Below are 24,210 nucleotides of genomic sequence, written 5' to 3' on the forward strand. Positions count from 1 at the left end.
CGACTTCGCTCGAAAACGCTCTCGTCGGTTTCGGCTCGCCTGAAGGTCAGGGCGGGGAGGGGCTGTCGGCCCGGCCAAGCCGGGGACCGGGGGCTTGCCGGCTGGCGGTCGCGACGGCAAAGCCTGCCAAGATCAGCACGATCCCGATGAGATGGAACGAGCGGACGGGCTCGCCCAGCAGCAGGAAGGCGAGCGTCGCCGTGAACAGCGCGACGAGGTGGAAGGACGCGCCGGTGACGGTTGCTCCCAGCATGGCGACGCAACGGTTCCAGAGCACGAAGGCCAGGAGCGAGGCGAAGACGCCGATATAGAGCACGGCGGCAATCGAGCCTGCGTCGAGCGGGATCGTCGCGCCGCGGGCGAGCTCAGTCACCCAGAACGGCATCAGCACGAGCAAGCCCGTCACCATCGTCGCGGCGAGGAAGACGAGCGGGTCAAGCGCGGCGGGCTTGCGCCGGATCAGGACCGAGTAGAGCGCGTAGTTCGCAACCGCGATCAGGACCAGGATCTCGCCGCCGCCGAGCGAGAGATGCCCGAGGCTGCCAAGATCGCCGCGCGACACGATCCAGGTGACGCCCAGGAAGGAGAGGGCGATGCCGAACAGGGTTTTGGGCCGCACGGGCTCGACACCGAGCGCGAAGGCGGCGAGCGGCACCATCAGCGGCAAGGTCGAGTTCAGGAAGGCGACGCTGGCCGCCGGCACGGTCTGGAGGGCGAGGTAGCCCAGTGCATTGTAGCCGGCGACGCCGAAGGCTCCGCAGGCGAGAATAAGGAGAGCGTGCTGACGCAGCAGCTGCCGCTGCTCATAGGCGCGCCGCGCCACGAAAGGGGCGAGCACGACGAACGCCACGAGCCAGCGCCCGACGGCGAGCGAGACCGGCGGGAAGGTCGGCCCGAGCGCCCGGCCGAGCACGAGGTTGCCGGCCCAGAACAAGGGCGGCAGCCACAGCAGAAGCGCAGGACGCGCCCAGAGGCGAGCGGCGAGTCCCGGGACGGGATGTGTCATGCCGCACCATCGAGGCCGATGCGCAGGCGGCGGTTGTGGCGGCCCTTGTTGTCGATCTTGAGGATGCGGATCGGGCGTGACGCCCCGGTCGTGGCGAGATGGGTCCCGCCGCAGGCCTGGCGGTCGAGCCCCACGATCTCGACCACGCGGATCGTGCCGTCGGAGGCAGGAGGTGGCGCGACCGAGCGCGAGCGGATCAGGCCCGGTTCGTCGAAGGCCGCGCTTTCGGTGACGTAAGCATCGCGGACGGGCAGGTTTTGCCTGATGACGTCGTTGATCGCCGGCTCCAATGCGCGCAGGCGGTCATTGTCGGCCTCGGGCAGGTCGAAATCGATCCGGGCGCTGCCGTCCTCGTTCATCTGGACGCCGGTGACGAGCGCGCCGTTGAAGGACTGGTAGACCAGCGCGTTGACGACATGGAGGCCGGTGTGGAGCTCGCGCATGAGCTGGCGGAAGACCGGATCCACGACGGCCTCGACCGGGCCCGCGGGCAGTTCGACGGGCTCCGCCAGGATGTGCCAGAGCTTGCCTCCCTGCGCCTCGAAGCCGACGACACGGCTCTCGCCGCCGGCCCAGCGCAGGAGACCGCGATCGGGCAATTGCCCGCCACCACCCGGGTAGAACGGGCTTTCATCGAGGAGCAAACGCCCGGGCGCTGTTTCCGTCACCGCGGTGGTGAGCGTGAACATGTCCGGATTGTCGAGGCAGTAGTGGCGGGCCATGCCGTTGATATCCTGAGGCTTGAGCCGGCGACCATCGCTCCATAGCGGCAGCCGGCGGCCCGGTGTTCAGGGCAGTCTGGCAGAATCGCGGCGGGCGCTATTGGCTGGAATTGCGCGGCGGCGTTCAGCCCCGCGCCGCGCGCAGCCATTGCAGCGGCGTGATGCCGAAGCAGCGCTTGAAGTGCTTGTTGAGCGCGCTCTGGTCGCAGAAACCGGCGGCGAGGGCGGCCTCGACGATCGGCGTGCCGGCCTTGAGCTCGCGGAATGCGGCCTTGAGCCGGACCTGCGTCAGATAGGCGTGGGGCGTCAGGCCAGTCGCCCGCTTGAACAGTCCGATGAGCTGGAACGGCGTCAGGCCGACGACCGCGCCCATTTCGTCGAGTGTGAACTCTTCAGTGTAGCGCTCGTTCATCAGCGCCTGGACAACGCCCGCGAGCTCCCGGTCGCGCGGCGCGGCGGGAATGGGCTCGCCGCCGCTGCCATAGCGGCGGAACAGCACGCCGAAGCTGCTCACGAGCAGTTCATGCTCCTCCAGCGCGTCGCGGCCGTCGTCGAGCGCCTGGTGCAAGGCTAGGAAGGAGGCGACGAGGGCCTCGTCCCTGAAGGCGTTGGCGGTGAAATAGGGCGTCGCTCCGATGCCGAGCGAACGGCCCACCGCCTCGATCGCGGGCTTACTCAGATAGAGCCCGCGATAGCGCCAGCGCTTGCTCCAGCCCATGCGTCCCGAATGGGGCTCGGCCGGGTTGAACACCAGAAGCGTGGCAGCGCTCGCCTCCTCGGTCGAGCCGCGGCTCTTGAATTCCGAGCCGCCGGCCTCGGTGACCGCGACGACGAAGGCGTCATGGCTATGCGGCGCGTATTCGTGGCTGGTGAAATCGGCCGCAAGGCAGCTCAGGCCGGGAACATGGGGATCCCGCCAGTAACGTGAGCTGTTGCGCGTATCGATGCGAGCCAAACCGCCAATCTCCCAGATCGCAGCATAACCAAAGCCGGCCGCCGCCGCGACCTCTCGTTCAGCAGCCTATTGCAGCCGGGCCCGCGCGATGATCGCCGCAGCATCGACCCCGCGCGGCAGGCTGCCAAAAGCCCGGTTCGACAAGCCGTCCAGCCGCGAGGCGAGATAGGCATCGGCCACGGCGGGGATCGAGTGGCGCACCAGCAGCGAAGCCTCCATGACGGTTGCGATCATCGCCGTGACCTGGCGCGCGCGGTGCTCCAGTTCGAGCGGGTCGGAGAGTTCGACTTCCAGGGCATCGATCGCGGTGTCGAGACGATGGTCGACGCCCCGCGCCAAGGCGAGTTCATCGAGCAATGCCGCAACAGAGTCGGGCTCGCGCTGCAAGGCGCGCAGGACGTCGAGGCAGATGACATTGCCCGTACCCTCCCAGATCCCATTCAGTGGCGCCTCGCGATAGAGCCGCGCCATCGGCTGCTCCTCGATGAAGCCGTTGCCACCATGGCATTCGAGGGCTTCGGCGATGAAGGCCGGCACGCGCTTGCAGTTCCAGAATTTCGCAACCGGGGTGAGGATGCGCTCCAGGAGGCGGGCCTGTTCCGAGCCTGCTGCGCTCTCGTCCACGGCGCGGGCGAGGCGGAAGGCGATCACGGTTGCGGCTTCCGATTCGAGGCAGAGATCGGCCAGCACATTGCGCATCAATGGCTGGTCGGCGAGCACGCGCTGAAAGACCCGGCGGCCATGCGTATGGTGCAGCGTCAGGTTCAAGGCCCAGCGCATCAGCCCGGCCGAGCCGATGGCGAAGTCGAGCCGGGTCAGATGGGCCATCTCGATCGCGGCCCGGACGCCGCGCCCTTCCTCGCCGAGCAGGACGGCATAGGTATCGTCATATTCGATCTCGCTCGAAGCGTTGGAGCGGTTGCCGCATTTGTCCTTGAGCCGCTGGATGAAGAAGCGGTTGCGCGTCCCGTCCGGCAATGAGCGCGGCACGAAGAAGCAGGATGGCCCCTGCTCGGTTTGGGCGAGTGTCAGGAAGGCGTCGCTCATCGGCGCCGAACAGAACCATTTATGGCCGGTCAGCCGGTATTCGCCGCCGGTTCCGCCGCCATCGACCGGCATGGCCTGCGTCGTGTTGGCCCGCAGATCCGAGCCGCCCTGCTTCTCGGTCAGGGCCATTCCAATCGTGACGGCGGCCTTGTCCGTCGCGGGAATGGCGCGCGGATCATAGGCTTCCGCGAGAGCCTTGCCTTCCCACATCGTACGAATGGCGGGCACGAGGCGCAGGCTTGGTATCGCCGAATAGGCCATTCCGGTGGGGCAGCCGACGCCATTCTCGATTTCGTTCCAGAGATAGCTGAGCGCGGCCCTGGCGGCATGGGCGCCGGGCCGCTTGGCGGTCCAGGCGAGGGAATGCACGCCCGACCCGAAGGCTAGTCCCATCAAGGCGTGGTAGCTCGGGTGAAACTCGACGGCATCGATCCGGTGCCCGAAGCGGTCATGGCTCTTCAACGTAGGGCCGTGCTTGTTGGCGAGATGGGCATGCTCCTGAATCTCCGGGTCGCCAGCGGCGGCGCCGAGCCTTGAGGCGCGGTCTGCAACCCATCCCGCTCCTTCGCGATCGACTGCCTCGCGCAGGATCCGGTCCGCCTCGAAGAGATTGATGCCGGTCAGAGCGCCGGACTGGTTCGTGACCTCATGTGTCGTCGCCGGATAAATCCGCGCATCGATCATCGACGGCATGCCCGATCCTCCCCTTCGCTATGGATCGGGGGAGTGTAGGCCCGTGCGAGCATGGTTATTGGCTAAATTTGCAAAGAGGGGTCGCTCTTGCCGGAGCCGCGCGGCCTCAGGGGCGGCGCTTTCCGGGAGGTCGCAAAGACGTGCTCGCTCCAGGGCATCGATAAATTTGAATAAAATCTGAATTAATTCAGTTCTATCATCGTCGCGCCGACCGGCAATATGTGAACAATCGCCGGCGATCCATGATGTGGATCGCGGCCGATCAAGCTGTCAGACACTATGAGAATGGCCCGTTGGTGTTGTATCCGGTTCTGTGTTCTGTAACCTAATCTAACGATGGCGATGGTTTCCCGCTTTGCATCCCGTCGCGGCCTCAATTAGTATTGAATCTAGCGTAGGAAGCCGGTTGGCGGGGCTGGCACGATCAGGGGTCTGTATTGATGTTGAGAGGAACTGAACCTCTCCAGATTTGGGAAATCATATCCTCCCCCGCCGGGAATGCTGCGTTGCAATACGCAGCGGAAGGGGGCGCTCCTTCACTTGAGCCTTTGATCGGATTGATTGAAGAGTGGTGGGGCCAATGGCTGGACGATGATCGCGAAGATCACCTGCGGCGGCTACATGACATGGTTGCACGCCTCATGGCCGCCAATGGCTGGGAGGAGGCCGGCTTCAGGCCGGTGCGCAGCGGGCGCTTCATCACCGAGGCGATGACGTTCCGCCGGGCGGGGATGGGGCGGCTGCAATAGCGCGACAAGAGGGCCTGATAGCCCGTCAGGCCAGATAGCCCGTCACGCCAGGAGCAGGTCGTCCTGCGCGACGAGGCGCGCGATCAGGCCGCGCTGCCGGTCGAGGCAGGCCTGGAGATCGTATTTCGCCACGACCGAGTTGCGGGCCGCCTGGCGCAGCCCTGCGAAGGAGGCTTGCTTCTCAAGCGCCTCATGAATGGTCCCGGCCAGCGCCGCTTCATCGAAGAACGGCACCAGCAGGCCGTTGACCCGATCCGTGATCACCTCCTGGACCGGCGGCGTGCGCGAGCCGATGACGAGGCTGCCACAGGCCATCGCCTCCAGAACCGACCAGGACAGCACGAAGGGCGTGCTCAGATAGACATGGGCGGCCGAGACCTGGAACAGCCGGATCAGCGCCTCATAGGCGAGCCAGGGGATATGGACGATCTGTGCGCCGAGTTCGGTCTCCTCCAGCATGGCCTGGCGCCAGGGCCGCCCGTCCGGACGCGGCCGGCCGTAGCCGGGTCCGTCACCGCCCACCGCAACGAAGATCGTGTCGGGTCGTTTGCGCGCGACGAGAGCCGCTGCGCGCATGAACTGTGGATAACCGCGGTAGGGGTCGAGATCGCGGGCCGCGAAAGTCACGATCGGATCGCCACGCCGCAGCCTGCGCCCGTCGGGCAAGGTGAAGCTGGCGTCCGGATTGGGGTGGCATGCCGTCATGTCGATGCCGTCATGGCAGATCGCGATGCGCGAACGCAGGCTGCGGGGATATTGCAGCTGTTGCCAGCGCGTCGGCGCATAGGCGGCGTCGAGCGTCTCCAGCGTGACGAGCTGGGCTGCGTTGCGCATGCGGATGCGCCGGCGCTCCGCATCGGAGACCGGCGAAGACGGATCGAAGTCGAGATCCGAGCCGGCTCCGTTGTAGTAATATTCGCAATAGCCGATCAGCGGCACGCCCGGCATTGCATCCTTCGCGAAGAGCAGGCCGCCCCAGCCGATATGGCCGATGACGGCGTCGGGCGGATCGTGGCGCCGCAGCCGTGCAAGTTCGGCCGCCACGGCCTCGCCGGTCCGGACATGGTAGTCGGTTGCCGCCAGGGTGGCATGGGCCGTCGACGGCTCGCCGACGGAATAGATCACCTGCCTGAGGCCCGGGCGCTCCTGCTCGGCCCGTTCGGTGATGAGCGTGACCTCGGCGCCGTCGGCGACGAGGCGCGCGATCAGGTGAGCAAATTGACCTGATCCTGAACGATGAACGAATAAGATGTGCATGAGGCGAGCAGGACCCCTCCATAGCGCAACGCATCGCTCCACCATTGTTCCAGGCGGCGCAGCGTGTCGTGGGTGGTCTGAAGATCGGTTTCGAGGTCGATCTCCGGATTCTGGCCGAACTGGCTGGTCTCGTCGAGCAGGCGCAGCCGCTCGCAGAGAAGCTGCCCCTTGGGCGAGAGCGAGATCCGGGCGAGGCGCCGGTCGCGCGGCGAGGCGCCGCGATCGAGATAGCCGCTCTCGACCAGCTGCTTGAGATTGTAGGACGCGTTCGACCCGACATAGTGGCCCCGGTCGAGCAGGTCGCGCACCGCAATCTCGCCCGCACCGATCGTCAGCAGCACCATCACCTGTGACGGCGAGATGTCGTCGACCCCAAGTTTGGTCAATTCGAGCCGCAAATAGTCGAGGAAGCGCCGGCTGACCCGCTCGATCATGCGAGCAAGGTCGAGCTGGGAGACCAAGCCGCGCATCGGATTAGTGTCTGCGTCGCTTCGTCTGGCCGGACTCCTGTGATCGCCGTTGAAAGCCCTGCCTAGGATTTGATCGCCGCTGTGCGGTTTGGAATGCATTCCCTACTCCGCCTGATTTCAAAATGTGCAATCTGTCCCCCGAGAATCCCATCCCACCATCGAATAGCCTATACGCAAAGCACATGCCATCCAAGATGTCGCAGGTGTAAGATTTTAGCGATCTGTGGATAGATCTGAACTGTTTCGAAATTCAAACTATCGCATCTTTTTGACTTAATTGTCGGCTTTGTTCGATTGTTATGACAACCTATTCTGTCATACTCTCGACACGAGCCGAATAGCATGCTGTTAATTGTGCATGCAAACTGTCGCTTCGGTTCTAGGGCTCGCGTCCGGCCGTCGTAGATTCTCATCCGGAGATGTGAATGAAGGCTGCAACGCAGGCGCCCGACGCCTTGATCCGAGATTTGCAGCGCTCTTTTGCGGGAGGTTTGGCCTATGCCGGCTTCCTGAGCTTCTGCGTCAATATCCTGCTGCTGACCGTGCCGCTGTTCATGATCCAGGTGCAGGAACGCGTCGTGGTCAGCCGCAGCCTGGATACGCTGACCATGCTCCTGGTGATCGCGGTCGGGGCGCTCGCGCTCTATGGCACGATCGAGTTCATCCGCTCCCTGACTTTCCAGGCGATGGCGAGCATCTTCGCGCGCCGGCTCAACCTGCCGGCGCTGCAGGCGGCGGTCACCGCCTCGCTCGAGCAGGGTTCCGGCCAGTCCACGCAGGCGATCCGCGACCTCAACGACATCCGCTATTTCATTGCGAGCTCGGCGATCGCGACGCCGCTGGAGGCGGCCTGGTCGCCGATCTTCCTGGCGGTGCTGTTCATCTTCCACCCGATCTACGGCCTCGTCGGCGCCGTATCGCTCTTGATCCTGCTCATCCTCGGTGTGCTCTCCGACCTGCTGACGCGGCGCATCCTGAAGGAGGCCAACGAGGCGGGCGTCGCCAGCATTAACGAGGTCGGCGCCAGCCTGCGGCACGCCGAGACGATCGAGGCGATGGGCATGCTTCCGGCGCTGGCCAAGCGCTGGCGCGGCCAGCAATTGGCCATGATCGAGCATCTCGACCTCGGCACAAGGCGCGGCAAGTTCATCGCCGCGCTGACGCGCTCTTCGCGCATGACCATGCAGCTGGCGATCTACGCCACCGGAGCCGTGCTGATCATCCGCAACGAGGTCTCGGCAGGCACGCTGATGGCGGCGAGCATCCTGCTCGGCCGGTTGCTCGCACCCTTCGATTCGATGATCTCGGACTGGCGGCAATGGGTGCTGGCAGCCTCCGCCTGGAAACGGGTGCGCGATCTGGTGCAGTCGCGCGTCTCGCAGCGCCAGACCGTGCCGACGCCGCGGACGCAGGGCGATCTCGTCATCGACCGCGTCGTCTTCGCGCCGCAAGGCTCCGAGCAGACCGTGATCAAGAGCGTTTCCTTCACGCTCGAGCCGGGCGAGGTCCTGGGTATCGTCGGGCCGTCGGGCGCCGGCAAGTCGACCCTGGCGCGATTGCTCGTCGGCGTGCTCAAGCCGAATGTCGGCGGGGTCTATCTCGACGGCCACAATGTCTTTCTCTGGGAGCGCAGCTCCTTCGGCGACATGGTCGGCTATCTCCCGCAATCGGTCTCACTGCTGAACGGCACTATCGCCGAGAACATAGCGCGCATGCGCAATCCCGATCCGCACGCCATCCTGGAGGCCGCGCGCATCGCCGGCGTGCACGAGCTGATCGGCCGCATGCCGCTCGGCTACGACACCAATGTCAATGACGGCGATTTCAAGCTTTCGGGTGGCCAGCGCCAGCGCATCGGGCTGGCGCGCGCGCTCTACGGCTCGCCGCGCCTGGTCGTGCTCGACGAGCCCAACGCCAATCTCGATGCCGAGGGCGAGCAGAGCCTGATCCGCGCGGTCAATGCGGCGCGCGAGAGCGGCGCGATCGTGGTGCTGATCGCGCACCGGCCCTCGATCATGCAGGTGGTCGACAAGATCCTGGTGCTGCGCGAGGGCCGCATCAACCAGTTCGGTCCGCGTTCCGCGATCGCCGGCATGATCACGCCCAGTGGCCTGGTCGAGATGGAGCCGGCCAAGCAAGCCGAGCAGCCCAAGCCAGTGCGCGAGGTGACGGCATGAGCGGGCTTCCGATGCTGAAAGAGCCTGGCCGGTCGCTCGTTCCGTTCTCGCAAGCCGAGGAGCCGGACGATGAGCGCGTGCCGACGCTGCGCAGCCTCATCCTCGCTGGGGTGGCGGCAATCGCTGTCGGCTTCGGCGGTTTCAGCGCCTGGGCGCTGACCGCCCATCTCGACAACGCCGCGGTCGCAGCCGGCACCGTCATCGTCGACAGCAAGCGCAAGACGGTGAGCCATCTCGAGGGCGGCGTCCTCAAGATGCTGCTCAAGGGCGAAGGCGATCGCGTCACCCAGGGCGAGCCGCTGCTACGTCTGGAGGATGCCCGCGCCAAGGCCGAGTTGCAGCAGCTCCAGGGCAAGCGGGTCGGTTTCGAGGCCAAGCTCGCCCGGCTCAAGGCGGAACAGACGGGTACCGCCGAAATCGATTTTCCCGACGATATCGATAGGGCGCAAACGCCGATCGCGCGCGAGGTCATGGTGGCCGAGCGCACGCTGTTTCGCGCCCGTGCGCAGGTCTATGACGGAAAGATTCGCATCCAGCAGCGCGTCATCGAGCAGTATCAGGCCGAATCCGAGGCGCTTCAGGCCCAGATCGACGCAACGCGCTATCAACGCACGCTGATCGACGAAGAGACGCGCGTCGTCGGCGAGCTCTATGAGAAGCGCTACGCCAAGCGCACCCAGCTCGTCGATCTCCAGACCAAGCAGAGCGAGTTGACCGGGCGCGCCGGCGAGATGGCGGCGCGCAAGGCCAAGGCCGAGCAAGCGGTGGCCGGCGCCAATCTCGAGATCCTCTCGATTGGGCTCGATCGCCAGAGCGAGATCGCCAAGGATCTGCAGGATACTCAATTGTCGCTGTCGGAAGTGGTCGAGCGGATCATCCAGGCGCAGGATATCCTGCGGCGTCTCGTCGTCCTCTCGCCGCAGGAGGGCATCGTCGCCAATATCCGGATGCGCACCGCCGGCAGCGCCATCGCTGCGGGCGAGGCCATTCTCGACATCGTGCCCGAGCATGAGCCGCTGATCGTCGAGGCCAAGGTCGATCCGCGCGACATCGATGTCGTGCGGATGGGGGCCGAAACCCGTATCCGGCTCACGGCCTTCAACGCCCGGCTGCTGCCGCCCCTGCTGGCAACGGTCAACTATGTTGCCGCCGATCAGCTCGTCGACGACAAGACCGGCGCGGCCTACTTCATCGTGCGCGCCGAGATCAGGCCCGAAAGCCTCGCCGAAAATAAAATCTCGCTGCAGGCCGGCATGGCGGCCGAGGTGCTGATCGTCAACGGCTCGCGCCGCGCGGTCGACTATCTGCTTTCGCCCATCACCGACAGCTTCCATCGGGCCTTCCGAGAGGACTAATTTCTTCAGCGAAAACAATGGCTTGGATGGTATTTGTTGGATATTTCGCGAATTTTAGAAGATTGCTACGGATATATCGTTTCGAATTTCGAGATTATTTTGGAGCGTTTTCCAGATTAAATCGCGATACTTAAAGTATAAATCTTGCTGCATCGCAAAATGGTCACAATAAAATGCTTGCTGCGCTGCACATATTGGCTAGTCTCTGTCTTGTCGAGCGATGGCGTGCTTCTTTAGCGTCCATCGGAACGGCACCGAAACCCAGGGGGCGCTGCGGCTTGGTTCCGTAGACCTGGCGGTGCTTTCAGATCGCCTAGGAGGTGACTAATGGCCACGATAGAAGGAAGTGCATTCGACGACTTTTTGATAGGCAGCCGGTTTAGCGACGTCATTCATGGCGCCGCCGGGCATGACCTCATTCACGGTGGCGGCGGAGACGATTTTCTCTTCGGCGACAGCGGCAATGACGTGATCTTCGGTGATACCGGCGATGACGCCATCTTCGGCGGCAGCGGTCACGATGTCCTCTTTGGCGGGCATGGCGACGACTTCCTGTCCGGCGATGCGGGCAATGACGCCCTGTTCGGCGATGACGGCTCCGATTTCCTGAGCGGTGGAGCCGGCGACGACATCCTGGATGGGGGCGCGGGGGACGACATCCTGCAGGGCGGCGCCGGCAATGACATCCTGCTCGGCGGCGCCGGCAACGATATCCTGCAAGGTGGTGCCGGCAACGACCTGCTCCTCGGCGGTGCAGGTAACGACCTTCTGCAGGGCGGTGCGGGCAATGACGTGCTCATTGGCGGCGCCGGCAATGACATCCTGCAAGGTGGGGCGGGTGATGACCTGCTGTTCGGCGGCGCGGGCGACGACATCCTTTCGGGTGGCGCTGGCCATGACGTCTTCGTCTTCGCCGGTGGCGGCGGCAACGATGTCGTGCTCGATTTCCAGGCCGGCTCGGACATGCTGCAGATTGCCTCGGACATCAACGGCACGGGCGTTCACTCCGCCGAGGATGTGGCGGCGCGTGCGACGACGGTTGGCGGCAACGCCATCATCGATCTCGGCCATGGCGATACGCTGACCCTCGTCGGCGTCACGGCCGAAGACGTCCAGAGCGATCCACACGCTTACTTCTCGGTCGCCTGACGAAACTGCGACGCCGGCCTCACCGGCCGGCGTCGCGCCCAGCTCAGTCGGATGTCGCCTCATGCTCACACTTGCGCCCGCCCAAGCGGTGGACACTGCATCAACGCATCTCGACCTGTTCCGGCTCAGCGGATCGGTCTTCCTGTTGTCGTGGACGCTCGATGCGCCGTCTTTCGGCCGTCCCGGCGTCTCGCTGGTCGGTGGTGGCAGGCGCCTGGCCTCTGCTGCGGTCACGCTCGGTTTGAGTGACGGCCGCGAGCGCGTCGTCGTCGCTTTCCGCCATGGCGGGCATGACGGCATCGTCGCGACGCTTTCAGATCAAGGCACGGCCGGCGACATCACCGCGCGGTTCGATCCGGCCCTGGTCCATGGCATGACCGAGCCTCAAGAGATTCTGCGCGACCTGACGCCGAAGGCGAGGCTGGCGCTTGCAAGCGCGCTTGTCGGTCCCTGGCCGTCATTGTTCGGCCTGTCCACGACGGCGAGCTATCTCTCGTTCCTGCGCCAGTTCCTGCTCTGCCTTTCGCCCAAGCCCGCACCGGCCTTGCCCGTGGCCGTGCTGGTCGAGGGCAAGATCCTTGTCGAAACCTCGGTGCAAGGCGGGCTCAGCCCGATCAAATCCATCCACCGGCTCGACAGCGCGGGCCTCAACCGCCTCGACGCCCGGCCACGCCTGGGGGCCATCGACCGGGCGGGGCAGCGTGCCTTGCATTTCATCCTGGATGAGGGGCCGGCGCGCAGCGCTGGTCTGCTCCTTCTCCAGGGCGAGACCGGTTTCGTCATTCGTGCCTTGCCGGCCCGCCAGGCGGCCCCGTCGCTCGGCCGATGGTGGGCCGGCAAGTCCAGCACGCGCGACGGATTGCGCAACTGGATCGTCGAGCAGCTCTCCGGGCTATCGGAGCAGGGCAGGCTGCTCGCAATCGAGATGCAGCGGCGCTCGCCGCTCGCGGTGCAGAATGTCCGCCGCAGCGACGACCTGCCTTCGGCGGAGCTCGATATCGCGCTGTGCAATGCCGGCGGCCTGCTGCTGGGTGGCTGGTTCCGCGATCCCGACGGCCTGCTCGATCAGATGCTGCTTCATCGCGGCGAGGGGGCCGCGACCCCGATCCTTGACCGCCTGGAGCGCTTTCCGGCGCTGTTGGCGGGAAGCCCCGGCAATGAGCCTCGTGCCGCGACGGGGTTTGCCGCCCTCGTTCCCGGTTACGCGGCCGGCGCGCCGGTTCTGCAGCCGCGCTGCGAATTGAAGCTGAAATCCGGCACGTCGCTGTTCCTGCGTCCGGCCCTCCAGCCGGCCGATGCTGTTTCCGTCCGCGCCCGGGCGCTCGCCGCGATCCCGCCTCAGCATCTGACGGCCGAGATCATGGAGCGGACGCTGGCCCCGATGCTTGCCGCCTGCCAGGCGCAGCTGCGCGAGGATCGGCCGGAGCCGCGCATCAAGCGTTTCGGTAAGGCCCCGGCGCGTCCAGCCGCTTCGGTCGTGATTCCGCTCTATCGCGCCTACGAGTTCCTGCGCGTCCAGATTCCGGCCTTCGCCGGGGATTCCTGGTTCGCTGACAAAGCCGAGCTGATCTATGTGCTCGACTCGCCCGAGCATGAAGCCGAGGTCGCGCATCTCCTGGGCGGGCTTTACCTGGCTTATGGCCTGCCGATGCAGCTCGTCGTGATGGGCCGCAATGGCGGCTTCTCGGCCGCCTGCAACGCAGGCGCGAACCTGGCGCGCGGCGAGGCACTGGCGCTGGTCAATTCCGATGTGATCCCGGCCCGCGACGGCTGGCTGCCGGCGCTGATCCGCAAGCTCGACCGGCGCAATCGCGTCGGCGCCGTGGGGCCAAAGCTGCTCTACGACGACGGCTCGCTGCAGCATGCGGGGCTCTACTTCAAGCGCGACAGCAAAGGCTGCTGGCTCAACCATCATTACTTCAAAGGCATGCCGGGCCATTACGCTCCGGCGAATGTCGAGCGGCCGGTGCCGGGCGTCACCGGTGCGTGCATCGTCATGTCCCGGGCGCTGTTCACCGAGATCGGCGGCTTCGACGACGCGTATGTCATCGGCGATTACGAGGACAGCGATCTTTGCCTGAAGATAAGGCGCGCCGGCTTCAACATCGTCTATGCGCCCAGCGTGGCGCTCTACCATCTCGAGCGGCAGTCGATCTCGAAGAGCCTCGACTACACGCGCGGCGTTGCCTCGCAGCATAATTCCTGGCTCCAGACCCGGCGCTGGGACGCGCAGATCGAATTGCTGATGGGCGAGATCGACGCCCCGGCCTTGGCGCGCAAGCCGTCCCTGCGCGAGCCCGACATCCTTCCCCGCGCCAATCTCAGGAGAGCGACAGCAGCATGATGGCGACACTGGCCTTGAGACCCATTGCGCCCGAACCGGCGCTTCCCAGCTGCCCGGTCGGGCCGGAGTTCGACTGGCTGCTGGCCTCGGTCCAGACCAACCGCTTCCTGCCGCATCCGCCGCCGGACAGTATTTTTGTCGGCGATGGCGATTATCGTACGATCGGCGCGGAATTCCTCGGTCATTTCGTCCGTCTGGGCCGGTTGTCGCCGACGGAACGCGTCTTCGACATCGGCTGCGGCATCGGCCGCATGGCGGTGCCTCTGACGCAATATCTCGACCCCGAGCGCGGCAGCTATGACGGTGTCGACCCCGTCATGGACGGCATCCTGTGGTGCGCCCAGACGATCACGCCGGCCTATCCGCGCTTCCGCTTCCAGCGGCTCGACATCGCCCATCCGCTCTACAACCCGCAAGGCTCGCTGCCGGGCACGGAGGTGCAGTTCGGCTTCGCCAATGGCAGCTTCGATTTCATCACGATGGTGTCGGTCGCCACCCATCTGCCGCCCGACGAGCTGGTGGTCTATGTCAACGAGGCCTCGCGGCTGCTGGCTCCCGGTGGCCGGCTCTTCCTGACCGCCTTCGCGCTCGACGGCCAGAGCACGGGGCAGGAGCGCCTGAAGTTCAAGCGCTGGCAGGACGGGCCGGGCTGGTACGCGATCGAGGAGGCGCCGCTGGCAGCTGCCGGCATCGACGCGGACTTCCTGCTCGAAACGACGCAGAATGCCGGCCTGGCCGTCTCCAGCCTGAGCCGCGGCCATTGGCGCGGGATCAGCGCGGCGCATTACCAGGACCTGCTGATCGCCATCAAGCCGGAGCGTGGCCCGGAGCACAACCTATGACGCGCCGCATCCTCGTCGTCGCGCATAATCATCCGGACCTGCATCCCGGCGGGACCGAGATCTTCGCTCATGACCTCGCCCAGAGCTATCGCGAGCAGGGCTGCGAGGTGCTGTTCCTGGGCGCCACCAACAGCATTCACCGGCAGCCCCATCCCGGCACCGCCCTCCAGGCGACCGGCGAAGGCGGCGACGTGCTGCTCTGGAGCGGCCATTTCGACCGCTTTCATCTCAGCCAGATCGACCATTACGGCACGCTGCAGGATCTTGCGACGCTGCTGCAGGAATTCCGGCCGGACGTCATCCACATCCACCATCTCGTCCTGATCGGTGCGGAGTTCCTGCCGCTGGCGCGCCGGCTGCTGCCGAACGCGACGATCGTGATGACGCTGCACGACTATTATCCGATCTGCCACCATGACGGGCTGATGGTGCGGCCGACCGACAAGCAGCGCTGTTCCGGCGCTTCGCCGACGGCCTGCCATGGCTGCTTCCCCGAGATCGGCTCGGATCGCTTCCTGCTGCGTGAGCGCTTCCTCAAGACGCATCTGGCCGCGGTCGATCGCTTCGTCGCGCCGAGCCATTTCCTGCGCCAGCGCTATCTTGACTGGGGACTGCCCGGCGAGAAGATCGAGGTCATCGCCAATGCCCGGCCGGCGCAGGACGCGGTTGCGCACCGCCCGACGCAGGGACGCAGGACGAGCTTCGGCTATTTCGGCAACATCAATCCCTGGAAGGGGGCCTTGCCCCTGCTGCAGGCGGCGAAGCTGATGAAGGCCGCCGGCGAAACCGGTTTCGAACTGCGCATCCATGGCGGCGCGCCGTTCCAGACCGAAGCCTTCACCACCGCTTTCAGCCAGGCGCTGGCGGCAGCCGGCGGCGTGGTGACCCATTGCGGTCCCTATCGCCGCGAGGACGTGCCGGCCCTGATGAGCGAGATCGACTGGGTGGTGATGCCCTCGATCTGGTGGGAGAACGCGCCGCTCGTCATCCAGGAGGCGTTCCAGCATCGTCGCCCGGTGATCACGAGTGGCATCGGCGGCATGGCCGAGATGGTGCGCGACGGCGTCGACGGCCTGCATGCGCGGCCGGGCGACCCGGCGCATCTTGCCCGCATTTTGCGCCGCGCGATCGAGGAAGACGGGCTCTGGCAACGCCTCGTCGAGGGCATCGCGCCGCAGCCCGGCATGGCCGATTGCGCGCTGACGCATCTTGGTCTGTTCGACAGGCTCAAGCTCCCGGTGGCGGCATGACGATGGCGCAGAACCAGGACGACACGACCCGCATGCCCAATGTCACGCCGGCCCGCCTGAACGGCCGTGTCGATGCGCTCGACGGCAACCGGCTGCATGGCTGGATCTGGGACGAGGCGCGCCCCGAGGAGCGTCTGACGGTCAAGCTGCTGCGCGATGGCGCGCCGGTCCAGGAGGCGACGGCCGATCAGGCTCGGATCGATTTGCGCCGCAACGGCATCGGTGACGGCAAGCACGCCTTCGCCATGGAACTCGACGATGCCGTCGCCGCGGCGCGCGATCACCTGACCATTGTCGGCGTCTCGCCGAGCACCGGCGCGGAGCTCGAACTCAGATTGCCACCGCCGGCGGAGCTTGCGGCGGAGGCGGCGATCGCGGTGCCGCTGGCCCGTTTCTTCGATCGCGTCGAGGCTTTGATCGCGCTGAACCGGCGCACGCAGATCGCGCAGAAGGAGCTTGGCGAAAAGCTCGACCAGATTGCCCTGCGCCTGAACGAGGACCGCGCCCCGGCGCGGGATACCGAGGCGGAGGCGGTGCGGGAGGATCATATCACCCGGCGTCTCGCCGAACTCGACATCTTCCAGCTGCGCTTCGACGCAACCTTGGCGAGCTTCGACGAGCGGCTGGTCACCATCCGCAAGGAAGCGCGTGCTCCGCTGCGGCAGGTCACTGTCATTCTCGGCTTTCTGTCGGGGCTTGCCGCTCTCCTGTCCTTTGTCACGCTCGCCGTGACGCTGGTTGATCGGTGATGTCCATGAGCGAAGTCATCGTTCCCGAACGAACGCGCCTCAGTCCCGCTCCAACCGTCGCCTGGACGCCGCTGGGCGAGAACGCGATCCTGATCATGAGCGCTTGCGACGCGATACCGGGCAAGGTTCCGGTCGCCGTCGACGGCAATCCACGCAACAAGGTCGAGACCATGGCGCTGACCTGGCGCCGGCCCCAGGCCGAGCCCGCCATGGCGGTGGGCTTCCTGTGCCTGGCGCCCGCGCCGTCAGCCGACCGCGCCGAACCGGGCGCCATCCTGCTTGGGCGCCCGGGTCGGCCGCTGCGCCTGATCCTGTCGCCGAAGCCACTGCCGCTGCAGGCCTTCCTGGCCGCGCTGGCGGAGGAGGCGGGCCAGTCCTTCCCGACCGTGGTCGATGGCTTGCTGGAGATCCTGCTGGCGGGCAAATCCAACCCGCGCCGCCTGCGCGCGGTCGGGATGCTGCTGCAATCGATCGCCAAGCCCGGCGGTTTCGTCGAAGTGATGGGCGCGCTCGACGAGGGCGTCTTCCTTCAGGGCTGGAGTTCGAACTTCGCCCCCGGGCGCACCAAGCTGCTGATCGCCAATGGCGGCCTCACGCCGGCGGCGCTGGAGGCCGGCACCTTCGAGCGTGACGATCTCGGCGAGGGTGCGCGTGGCTTCTTCGGCATGTTGGAGGATTGCGCCATCCGCCATCCCAGCGAGATCGAGCGCCTGTTCTTCCGCGGCACCGATGGCTGGCGCGCGCTTGAAGTCTATGAGCGCTATGTCCTGCTCGAACCGATCACCGTTCCCGGCCATCTGCGGGATGGCCTGCAGCGCGGCACGGCCCCGCAGGCGACGATCGACAAGCTGCGCCGTGCTTCGCAGCGCTTCGACGGCCGCGACACGGTCTGCCTGCTGGACGTACCCGTGCGCGCCGGCATCGACAGCGCCACCATCATCGAGAGCGCCGGCGTCTTGATCATCGGCTGGCTGTTCGATCCGGAGCGCAAGGTCAGTGCGGTCACCTTGCGCAGCGGCGCGCAATCCTGCGTCATCGACCGGCTCTGGACGCGCGTGACGCGGCCCGACGTCTCGGCGGCCTTCATGGAGGACCCGCGTTTCGGCCCCGCTCTCGCCGCGCGCCGCAGCAGCCACGGCTTCATCGTCTTTGCGCCGAAACTGATCCCGGAGCCCGGACAGCCGCTCTATCTGGAGTTCGAGATCGAAAGCTCCGGCCCGGCCTTCCTGCCGCTGGAGCCTGGCCGCGGCCAGGCGCGCCCGACGCTGGAGCGCATCTTCGGCCTGCTCGATCCGCGCTCCTCGACGGCAAACCTCGTGGTCGAGCGTCAGGTCGCCCCGGCCCTGCAGGCGGCCGAGATCGCGCCGCCGCGCGTGGTCGAGACCTTCGATGTCGGCGCCTTCGACCCGGAGGCGCCGCTCGGCCTGGTGATCGGGCTCGATCATCGTCATCGCGAACTCTCCGCCTTGTTCGCGTTGCTCGCGATCGATCCCGAGATCCGCCCGATTCCGATCGTGCTGGCGGCGCCGGGCGAGAGTTTCGACAAGATCGGCGCGGAGGCGCGGCGTCTGGCGCGGTTCTACGGGCTCTCCGTCAGGCTCGTCCTGGTCGAGGGCGTCGAGGATGCCTGCGACGCGCTGGAGGCTGGCGTGCGCGCCTGCCGTTTCCAGACCGTGGCCCTGCTCTCGGGCGCCGCGCAGATCAGGATGCCAGGCTGGCTCGGCCGGCTCGAGCGCGCCTTCCGCGGGCGAGGGGGCCAATGCGTTGCGAGCCCAACCCTGCTTTTCGAGGATAATTCGATCCGCTGGGCCGGAGCCTGGCTCGACGGCGAGGGGGCGAACCGGCGCGTCTCCAACCGCTATGTCGGCTATCCCTTGGAGGCTATCGGCAATCTCGGGCCGATGGAGGTCGCGGCCGGGGCGACGGAATGCTGCGTCCTGTCGCGCGCCGCTTTCATCGAAGCCGGCGGCTTCGCGCGCAACTACTTCACCACCGGCGAGAAGGGGCTCGATCTCTGCCTCAAGCTCAGGATGGGCGGCGCGCCGTCGCTCTGGGTGCCCGAGGTCGAGGTCTATGTCGTCGACGACGGCGAAATGGCGCGGCCCCATATCGGGGCGCTGGCGCAGCTCGCGGACCGGACCAGTTTCGACCGCCGCTGGGCGCTCGCAATCTCGAACATGAGAGGATGAAGATGCGGGTTCTTGTTGTGTCCCATGCGCACCCGTCGTTTTCGCTCGGAGGCGCCGAGATCGCGTCCTACAACCTGCATAAGGGCCTGCAGGCCCATGAGGGCGTCGATACGCATTATCTCGCCCGCGTCGGCGCGCCCACGCCGCGCCATGCCGGTACCGCGCTGATGAGCCTGCGCCAGCAAGGCGGCGAACTGCTCTATTATGCCGAGGATTACGACCACTTCCTGATCTCGAACCGCGCCACGGAGGAGATCGAGCGCGATTTCGTCCGGGCCTTGCGCGACCTCAAACCTGATGTGGTGCATTTTCACCATTTCATCGGGCTCGGGCTCGAATGCATCTTCGCCGTGCGCGACACGCTGCCCGACGCGCTGATCGTGGTGACATTCCACGAATATCTCTCGATCTGCCACCATCACGGCCAGATGGTGAAGACCGGTGCCTTCAAGCTCTGCTACCGGGCCTCGCCGACGGATTGCAACGCCTGTTTCCCTGATATCTCGCCGGCCCGCTTCCTGGCGCGGGAGACCTTCATCAAAGGCGTGCTCGGCCTCGCCGACCACTACATCTCGCCGAGCCGCTTCCTCGCCAAGCGCTACCAGGATTGGGGACTGCCGGAGGAGCGCTTCTCGGTGATCGAGAACGGGATCGACGTGCCCGAGGTCGCGCCGCCGCGCCCGCTGCCGGAACCGACGGCGCGGCGTTCGCGCTTTGCCTATTTCGGACAGCTCACGCCCTATAAGGGCGCCGATGTGCTGATCGACGCCGTGACGCGCATTCCCGATGCGGTCTGGGGCGAGGATTCGATCCTGCTGGTCTATGGCGGCAATCTCGAGCGCCAGCCGCAGGCCTATCAGGACAAGTTCGCCAAGCTCGTCGAGAGCGCCGGCCGGCGCGTGCGCTTCTGCGGCGCCTTCCAGAACCATGAGATGCCGAACCTGATGCGCTCGGTCGACTGGGTGGTGATGCCCTCGGTCTGGTGGGAGAACTCGCCGATCGTCATCCAGGAAGCCTTCTTCCACGGCCGGCCGATCCTCTCCAGCAATCTCGGCGGCATGGCCGAGAAGATCACCGATGAGGTCAGCGGCCTGCATTTCCGCTCCGGCAGCCCAGAGGATCTCGTCGACTGCATGACCCGGGCGCTGAGCGAGCCGGATCTGTGGTCACGGTTGCGCGGCGGCATCACCCCGCCGCTCAACCATGTCGAATGCGCCGCGACCCATGTCTCGCTCTACCAGCGTCTGATCGCGGAGCGAGGCATGCCTATGCCGGCAAGCCGCACGGCGACGCCAATGATCGCCTGATGCCAAGCGGACAGAACAAGGGAAAAGCAAAGATGGCCCGCATCCTCGTTATCAGCCCATCCGGGGAGGTTTACGACCACGATAATGTGCGCTGGTACGACCACAGTCAGCTCGCCAGCCACATCAACCACTATCACAATATCGGCGACGCCTTCGTCTTCGATTCCTCGCTGAAGCTGTTGAACTTCGAGCAGCTCGACGCGTTGCCGATCAGCCATGTCGACCCGGCGGCGATCGACCGCCTGAATGCCGAATACGACTACGTCTTCCTGCGCGGCTCCAACTATGTCCATGCCGAAATGGACTGGGAACAGACGGCTCACGTTCTGCGCCGGCTCAAGATCCCGGTGATCGCCTTCGGCATCGGCGCGCAGGCGCCCGTCAGCGGCAAGCTCGAGCTGAGCCAGGATACCAAGACCGTGCTGCGCTTGATCGCGGATTCCACCGTCTCGCTTGGCGTGCGCGGCACCTATTCGGCCGAGGTGCTCAACGAGCTCGGCATCAAGAATGTCCGCATCATCGGCTGCCCGACGGCATTCCGCGCCAACAACCCCAATCTCGCGATCCGCCTGCCGGCGCTTGACCAGGTCAAGACGGTCGGGGTGACGATGCGGCGCGAGGTCTCCAGGGACTATGCCCAGGACATCCAGCGCTACCTCACCTTCCATCGCGATCTGGTCAAGGCGATGGCCGAGCGCTTCGACGTGACCCTGATGGCCCAGGGTGAGGTCGAGGAAAAGAAGCTCGCGCTCGGCACGCCCGAGCAGAAGGAGGAGGCGATCGCCGCGCTGCGTGAGAATGGCTGGGCGAGTGAATGGTTCCTCGATGAGGAGATGGAGCAGCTCTATCGCAGCCGGATGTTCTATTCCGACGTGGTCGCCGAGTATGAGCAGCTCGTGCGCGGGCTCGACCTCGTGCTCGGCTATCGCCTGCACGGCAATCTGATGGCGCTCGCCAATGGCACGCCGTCGATTTACTTCACCTATGACAGCCGCACCGTCGAATTCGCGGAAACCTTCAAGATCCCGAGCTTCGACGTCTTCTCCGGGCAGGAGTTCCGCCTGGAGGCGTATTGGGAGCAGGCGCGCTTCGACCGCTTCAACGCCAACTACACCCAGGTCTACGGCGCGATGCGCGACTTTCTGGTCGAGAACCGCGTCGACAACAAGATGCTTGGGCAGCCGGCCGCTGCCGAGCCGGAGCGCAAGGTCGCATGATGAGGCGATGTCGCGCCAAGCTCGCGGGTTCGCTGGCGGCGCTGCTGCTGGCAGTGCCCTCCGCCTTGTCCGCCCAAGTGCCTGGCTACCGCGTCGAGATCGCGCCCGGCGCGCAGGAGGAGACCGTCTTCGACTGGGCCCGTCAGCGCTGCGAGCAATGGGACATCCCCGACGCGCCGCTGCGGGCCTATCGTGACGACCGCGGCGAGGTCGTCGCCTTTGCCAGCCACCATCGCAGCCGCGCCATGATCGGCCGCGGGCTCGACCGGGTCGCCTCGTCCTGCGCCATCTCCTTCCAGGCCAAGCGCAGCGCCAACCCCGGCGATTTCAGCGATTTCAGCTGGATCGGCGCGACCTGGACCGGCAATGGCCGTGACGTCTTCGCGCTGATGCATGACGAGTATCACGCCAATGAGCATCCCGGCGCCTGTCGCTTCAAGGAGGCGATGAGCTGCTGGTACAATGTCGTGACCGCCGCTCGCTCGCACGATGGCGGGCGCAGCTTCGCGCCCGATCAGCCGCCGACGGTGGTCGCGGCCCCGACCTTTCGGCAGGATGTCGGGCAGGGGCGCCATCGCGGCTTCTTCAACCCCTCCAACATCGTCCAGCGTGACGGCGCCTGGTATGTGCTGATCGCGACGACGGGCGGCGAGGGGCAGAAGCCCGGCGTCTGCCTGTTCAAGACGACGACTATCGAGGATGCGACCAGCTGGCGGGCCTATGACGGCGCGGATTTCACCCTGCGCGCGGTCGATCCCTATCGCGGGGACCTGTCGCAGGCGAAACCCTGCCAGCCCCTTAAGGAATTGCCGACGACGGTCGGCTCGGTGACGCGGCACGAGGCAAGCGGGCGCTGGCTCGCGATCTTCCATCTCGGCCCCGACCCGGCCAAGGGCGTCGTCGGCGGGCGCGTCGCCTATAGCTGGTCGAGCGACCTGCTGAATTGGACGCCGCTGCAGACGCTCACCACGCATCCGACGATGTGGAGCAAGGATTGTAGCGACCAGCAGCGCTACGCCTATGGCGCGATCGCCGACCCGGCCTCGCCCTCACGCAATTTCGAAACGACCGGCGACGAGGCCTTCCTGTTCATGACGAAGCTACATGTCTCCGGCTGCAAGATCGGGCCGGAGCGGGACCTCGTCCGGATCAAGGTCCGGATCGTGAAGGAGACACCATGAACGCGCCCGTCCTCAACCTCACTGCTGCCAGCTCGACAGGGCAGGCCATGAAGATCCTGCGCGCAACGACGAACGAGATCGTCGTCTCGGTTGCTCGCCGGCCGGAGGGCGGCTGGCCGGACCTGCGCCTTCTGCTCGATGGGCAGGACTACGCCACGATTCATCCAGGCTCCCTGGTGCCCGGCGATGCGACCGTCGCCGAGCTCACCATACCGCTGCCGCGCCTGCCCGACGGGCGCCCGCATGCGGTCGCGGTGATGGATGCGGCGACGGGAGCGCTCGCCCCGGGCTCGTATCTGAGGCCTGTCGCGACCACGAAGGCGCTCAGGGCACTGGTGATCTACCCGGCGGGCGAGGTCTACGACCATGACAAGGTGCGCTGGTACCGCGCGCCGATGGAGAAGCTGCTCTCCGACTATTTCAACATCGGCGACATGATCGTCTACGATTCGACGCTGAAGCTCCTGCGCTACGCGCATCTCGAGCCGATGAAGATCATGAACCCGACCGAGGCCGATATCGAGCGCTACGCCAGCGAGTTCGACTATGTCTTCGTGCGCGGCTCGAACTTCATCCATGAGAAGATGGAGTGGTTCCGCGCCGTCGAGGTGCTGGAGCGCGTCAAGCTGCCGGTCTACGCCATCGGCGTTGGCGCGCAGGCGAGCCTGAACCGCGCGATCGAGCTCTCCGAGGGCTCGAAGCGGTTCTGGAGCATCGTCGGGGATCGCTGCGCCGCCATCGGCGTGCGCGGCGCCTTCAGCGCCGAGACCCTGCGGCATAACGGCGTCAGGAATGTCGAGGTCGTCGGCTGCCCCTCGATCTTCCGCACCCGCAACCGCGACCTCGCCATCAAGATTCCCGACCAGCGCGAGATCCGTAAAGTGGCCTTCAGCCTGCGCCGCGAGTTCGACGCGAGCTACACGGCCAATCCCGAGACCTATATCCGCAACCAGCGCCAGGCCCTGCTCAAGGTCGACAGCCAGAGCGAGATGGTGATGTCCTCGCATGGCGAGCAGGAGGAGAAGGCCTTCTTCCTGCGCGACGATGCCGCCAAGGAGAAGGCTGTCGCCGAATTCGTCCATTCCGGCTGGTGGGACGGGCCGAACGATGCGCGCATGCGCGAGATCTACGAGAAGAAGCTGTTCAGCTTCTTCGATGTCGAGCGCTACGACGAATTCGCCCGCGGCCTCGACCTCGCGGTCGGCTACCGCGTCCATGGCGTTCTGCCGGCGGTGGCGCATGGCGTGCCCGGCGTGCTCGTCGCCTATGACACGCGCAGCCAGGAACTGGCGGAGACGCTGAAGATCCCTGTCGTGCCGGAAGCGGCGCTGGCGGAGGGCGGCTGGCGCGCCGTCTACCAGGAGGCGGCGCTGAACGCGCTCTCGAAATCCTATGCCCAATCCTATGACCGCATGCGGAATTTCCTGGTGGCGAACGGCGTGCCGCACCGGATGTGAGCAGGCAGGGCGGCCGGCTCCTACCGGTGCCCTTCCGATGGGTTTTCTAGAGGGGGCCCGCGGCGGCGACGCCGGCGGTCCGTAGCGGCAGGAG

At 66.0% G+C, this 24,210-nt stretch carries 19 protein-coding genes; 13 read left to right on the forward strand and 6 right to left on the reverse strand.

The genetic code is table 11. The annotated features are described in order from the left end of the window. Positions 1 to 46 precede the first annotated feature (46 nt). The 4 genes from RMR04_RS12020 to RMR04_RS12035 all read right to left on the reverse strand — a co-directional run bounded on the left by RMR04_RS12020 (position 47) and on the right by RMR04_RS12035 (position 4,423). Entirely contained in the window at positions 47 to 1,006 is a 960-nt protein-coding gene (locus tag RMR04_RS12020) for a DMT family transporter (RefSeq protein WP_311914844.1), read from the reverse strand. After that, on the reverse strand, positions 1,003 to 1,728 hold the full coding sequence (locus RMR04_RS12025; RefSeq protein WP_311914846.1) for an alanyl-tRNA editing protein: 726 nt from the start codon (positions 1,726 to 1,728) through the stop codon (positions 1,003 to 1,005). The genes RMR04_RS12020 and RMR04_RS12025 overlap by 4 nt, the downstream gene beginning before the upstream one ends. A 124-nt stretch (positions 1,729 to 1,852) precedes the next feature. Then, positions 1,853 to 2,683, reverse strand: a complete 831-nt coding sequence (locus tag RMR04_RS12030) for an AraC family transcriptional regulator (RefSeq protein WP_311914847.1) — start codon at positions 2,681 to 2,683, stop codon at positions 1,853 to 1,855. Positions 2,684 to 2,749: 66 nt separating this feature from the next. Beyond that, the gene (locus RMR04_RS12035) at positions 2,750 to 4,423 is read right to left on the reverse strand and encodes an acyl-CoA dehydrogenase family protein (protein WP_311914848.1); all 1,674 of its coding nucleotides are present in this window, start codon (positions 4,421 to 4,423) and stop codon (positions 2,750 to 2,752) included. A gap of 626 nt (positions 4,424 to 5,049) precedes the next feature. On the opposite strand from RMR04_RS12035, the gene RMR04_RS12040 reads away from it, so the two are divergent. Then, on the forward strand, positions 5,050 to 5,172 hold the full coding sequence (locus RMR04_RS12040) for a hypothetical protein (protein ID WP_311914849.1): 123 nt from the start codon (positions 5,050 to 5,052) through the stop codon (positions 5,170 to 5,172). Between the two features lie 42 nt (positions 5,173 to 5,214). Here RMR04_RS12040 and RMR04_RS12045 read toward each other — a convergent pair whose 3' ends face one another. Further along, a complete protein-coding gene (locus tag RMR04_RS12045) occupies positions 5,215 to 6,429 on the reverse strand; it encodes a glycosyltransferase (protein ID WP_311914850.1) in 1,215 nt (404 codons plus the stop codon). After that, a complete protein-coding gene (locus RMR04_RS12050; protein ID WP_311914851.1) occupies positions 6,378 to 6,899 on the reverse strand; it encodes a MarR family transcriptional regulator in 522 nt (173 codons plus the stop codon). Before RMR04_RS12050 ends, RMR04_RS12045 begins: the two co-directional genes overlap by 52 nt. A gap of 425 nt (positions 6,900 to 7,324) precedes the next feature. On the opposite strand from RMR04_RS12050, the gene RMR04_RS12055 reads away from it, so the two are divergent. The 12 genes from RMR04_RS12055 (at position 7,325) to RMR04_RS12110 (ending at position 24,116) form a co-directional block, all read left to right on the forward strand. Then, positions 7,325 to 9,076: a type I secretion system permease/ATPase gene (locus RMR04_RS12055; RefSeq protein ID WP_311914852.1), complete on the forward strand. Its 1,752-nt coding sequence runs from the start codon at positions 7,325 to 7,327 to the stop codon at positions 9,074 to 9,076. Further along, the gene (locus RMR04_RS12060; protein ID WP_311914853.1) at positions 9,073 to 10,431 is read left to right on the forward strand and encodes an HlyD family type I secretion periplasmic adaptor subunit; all 1,359 of its coding nucleotides are present in this window, start codon (positions 9,073 to 9,075) and stop codon (positions 10,429 to 10,431) included. The genes RMR04_RS12055 and RMR04_RS12060 overlap by 4 nt, the downstream gene beginning before the upstream one ends. Before the next feature lie 327 nt (positions 10,432 to 10,758). Next, positions 10,759 to 11,580: a calcium-binding protein gene (locus RMR04_RS12065; RefSeq protein WP_311914854.1), complete on the forward strand. Its 822-nt coding sequence runs from the start codon at positions 10,759 to 10,761 to the stop codon at positions 11,578 to 11,580. Between the two features lie 61 nt (positions 11,581 to 11,641). Continuing rightward, the gene (locus RMR04_RS12070; protein ID WP_311914855.1) at positions 11,642 to 13,924 is read left to right on the forward strand and encodes a glycosyltransferase family 2 protein; all 2,283 of its coding nucleotides are present in this window, start codon (positions 11,642 to 11,644) and stop codon (positions 13,922 to 13,924) included. Next, positions 13,921 to 14,766, forward strand: coding sequence for a class I SAM-dependent methyltransferase (locus RMR04_RS12075; RefSeq protein WP_311914856.1), 846 nt, complete (start codon positions 13,921 to 13,923; stop codon positions 14,764 to 14,766). Before RMR04_RS12070 ends, RMR04_RS12075 begins: the two co-directional genes overlap by 4 nt. Further along, positions 14,763 to 16,016, forward strand: a complete 1,254-nt coding sequence (locus RMR04_RS12080) for a glycosyltransferase family 4 protein (protein ID WP_311914857.1) — start codon at positions 14,763 to 14,765, stop codon at positions 16,014 to 16,016. The genes RMR04_RS12075 and RMR04_RS12080 overlap by 4 nt, the downstream gene beginning before the upstream one ends. A gap of 2 nt (positions 16,017 to 16,018) precedes the next feature. Beyond that, positions 16,019 to 16,765 carry a hypothetical protein gene (locus tag RMR04_RS12085; RefSeq protein WP_311914858.1) on the forward strand — a complete coding sequence of 249 codons (747 nt, stop codon included), beginning with the start codon at positions 16,019 to 16,021 and terminating at the stop codon, positions 16,763 to 16,765. Between the two features lie 5 nt (positions 16,766 to 16,770). Beyond that, on the forward strand, positions 16,771 to 18,954 hold the full coding sequence (locus RMR04_RS12090) for a glycosyltransferase family 2 protein (protein WP_311914859.1): 2,184 nt from the start codon (positions 16,771 to 16,773) through the stop codon (positions 18,952 to 18,954). Beyond that, positions 18,951 to 20,261, forward strand: coding sequence for a glycosyltransferase family 4 protein (locus tag RMR04_RS12095; RefSeq protein WP_311914860.1), 1,311 nt, complete (start codon positions 18,951 to 18,953; stop codon positions 20,259 to 20,261). Before RMR04_RS12090 ends, RMR04_RS12095 begins: the two co-directional genes overlap by 4 nt. Before the next feature lie 32 nt (positions 20,262 to 20,293). Then, positions 20,294 to 21,478 (forward strand): polysaccharide pyruvyl transferase family protein, encoded by a 1,185-nt coding sequence (locus RMR04_RS12100; protein WP_311914861.1) that lies wholly within the window; start codon positions 20,294 to 20,296, stop codon positions 21,476 to 21,478. Further along, positions 21,475 to 22,659: a hypothetical protein gene (locus tag RMR04_RS12105; RefSeq protein WP_311914862.1), complete on the forward strand. Its 1,185-nt coding sequence runs from the start codon at positions 21,475 to 21,477 to the stop codon at positions 22,657 to 22,659. Before RMR04_RS12100 ends, RMR04_RS12105 begins: the two co-directional genes overlap by 4 nt. Further along, positions 22,656 to 24,116 (forward strand): polysaccharide pyruvyl transferase family protein, encoded by a 1,461-nt coding sequence (locus RMR04_RS12110; RefSeq protein WP_311914863.1) that lies wholly within the window; start codon positions 22,656 to 22,658, stop codon positions 24,114 to 24,116. Before RMR04_RS12105 ends, RMR04_RS12110 begins: the two co-directional genes overlap by 4 nt. The last annotated feature ends 94 nt before the right edge of the window (positions 24,117 to 24,210 follow it).

Origin of the sequence: Bosea sp. 685 (assembly GCF_031884435.1) — a bacterium.
Classification (GTDB): domain Bacteria; phylum Pseudomonadota; class Alphaproteobacteria; order Rhizobiales; family Beijerinckiaceae; genus Allobosea.

Coding starts and splice junctions, on each gene's coding strand:
- RMR04_RS12080 (WP_311914857.1), top strand. CDS start 14,763: ATGACGCGCCGCATCCTCGTCGTCGCGCATAATCATCCGGACCTGCAT.
- RMR04_RS12105 (WP_311914862.1), top strand. CDS start 21,475: ATGATGAGGCGATGTCGCGCCAAGCTCGCGGGTTCGCTGGCGGCGCTG.
- RMR04_RS12085 (WP_311914858.1), top strand. CDS start 16,019: ATGGCGCAGAACCAGGACGACACGACCCGCATGCCCAATGTCACGCCG.
- RMR04_RS12055 (WP_311914852.1), top strand. CDS start 7,325: ATGAAGGCTGCAACGCAGGCGCCCGACGCCTTGATCCGAGATTTGCAG.
- RMR04_RS12050 (WP_311914851.1), bottom strand. CDS start 6,899: ATGCGCGGCTTGGTCTCCCAGCTCGACCTTGCTCGCATGATCGAGCGG.
- RMR04_RS12060 (WP_311914853.1), top strand. CDS start 9,073: ATGAGCGGGCTTCCGATGCTGAAAGAGCCTGGCCGGTCGCTCGTTCCG.
- RMR04_RS12095 (WP_311914860.1), top strand. CDS start 18,951: ATGAAGATGCGGGTTCTTGTTGTGTCCCATGCGCACCCGTCGTTTTCG.
- RMR04_RS12035 (WP_311914848.1), bottom strand. CDS start 4,423: ATGCCGTCGATGATCGATGCGCGGATTTATCCGGCGACGACACATGAG.
- RMR04_RS12090 (WP_311914859.1), top strand. CDS start 16,771: ATGAGCGAAGTCATCGTTCCCGAACGAACGCGCCTCAGTCCCGCTCCA.
- RMR04_RS12110 (WP_311914863.1), top strand. CDS start 22,656: ATGAACGCGCCCGTCCTCAACCTCACTGCTGCCAGCTCGACAGGGCAG.
- RMR04_RS12025 (WP_311914846.1), bottom strand. CDS start 1,728: ATGGCCCGCCACTACTGCCTCGACAATCCGGACATGTTCACGCTCACC.
- RMR04_RS12020 (WP_311914844.1), bottom strand. CDS start 1,006: ATGACACATCCCGTCCCGGGACTCGCCGCTCGCCTCTGGGCGCGTCCT.
- RMR04_RS12040 (WP_311914849.1), top strand. CDS start 5,050: ATGGTTGCACGCCTCATGGCCGCCAATGGCTGGGAGGAGGCCGGCTTC.
- RMR04_RS12100 (WP_311914861.1), top strand. CDS start 20,294: ATGGCCCGCATCCTCGTTATCAGCCCATCCGGGGAGGTTTACGACCAC.
- RMR04_RS12045 (WP_311914850.1), bottom strand. CDS start 6,429: ATGCACATCTTATTCGTTCATCGTTCAGGATCAGGTCAATTTGCTCAC.
- RMR04_RS12065 (WP_311914854.1), top strand. CDS start 10,759: ATGGCCACGATAGAAGGAAGTGCATTCGACGACTTTTTGATAGGCAGC.
- RMR04_RS12070 (WP_311914855.1), top strand. CDS start 11,642: ATGCTCACACTTGCGCCCGCCCAAGCGGTGGACACTGCATCAACGCAT.
- RMR04_RS12075 (WP_311914856.1), top strand. CDS start 13,921: ATGATGGCGACACTGGCCTTGAGACCCATTGCGCCCGAACCGGCGCTT.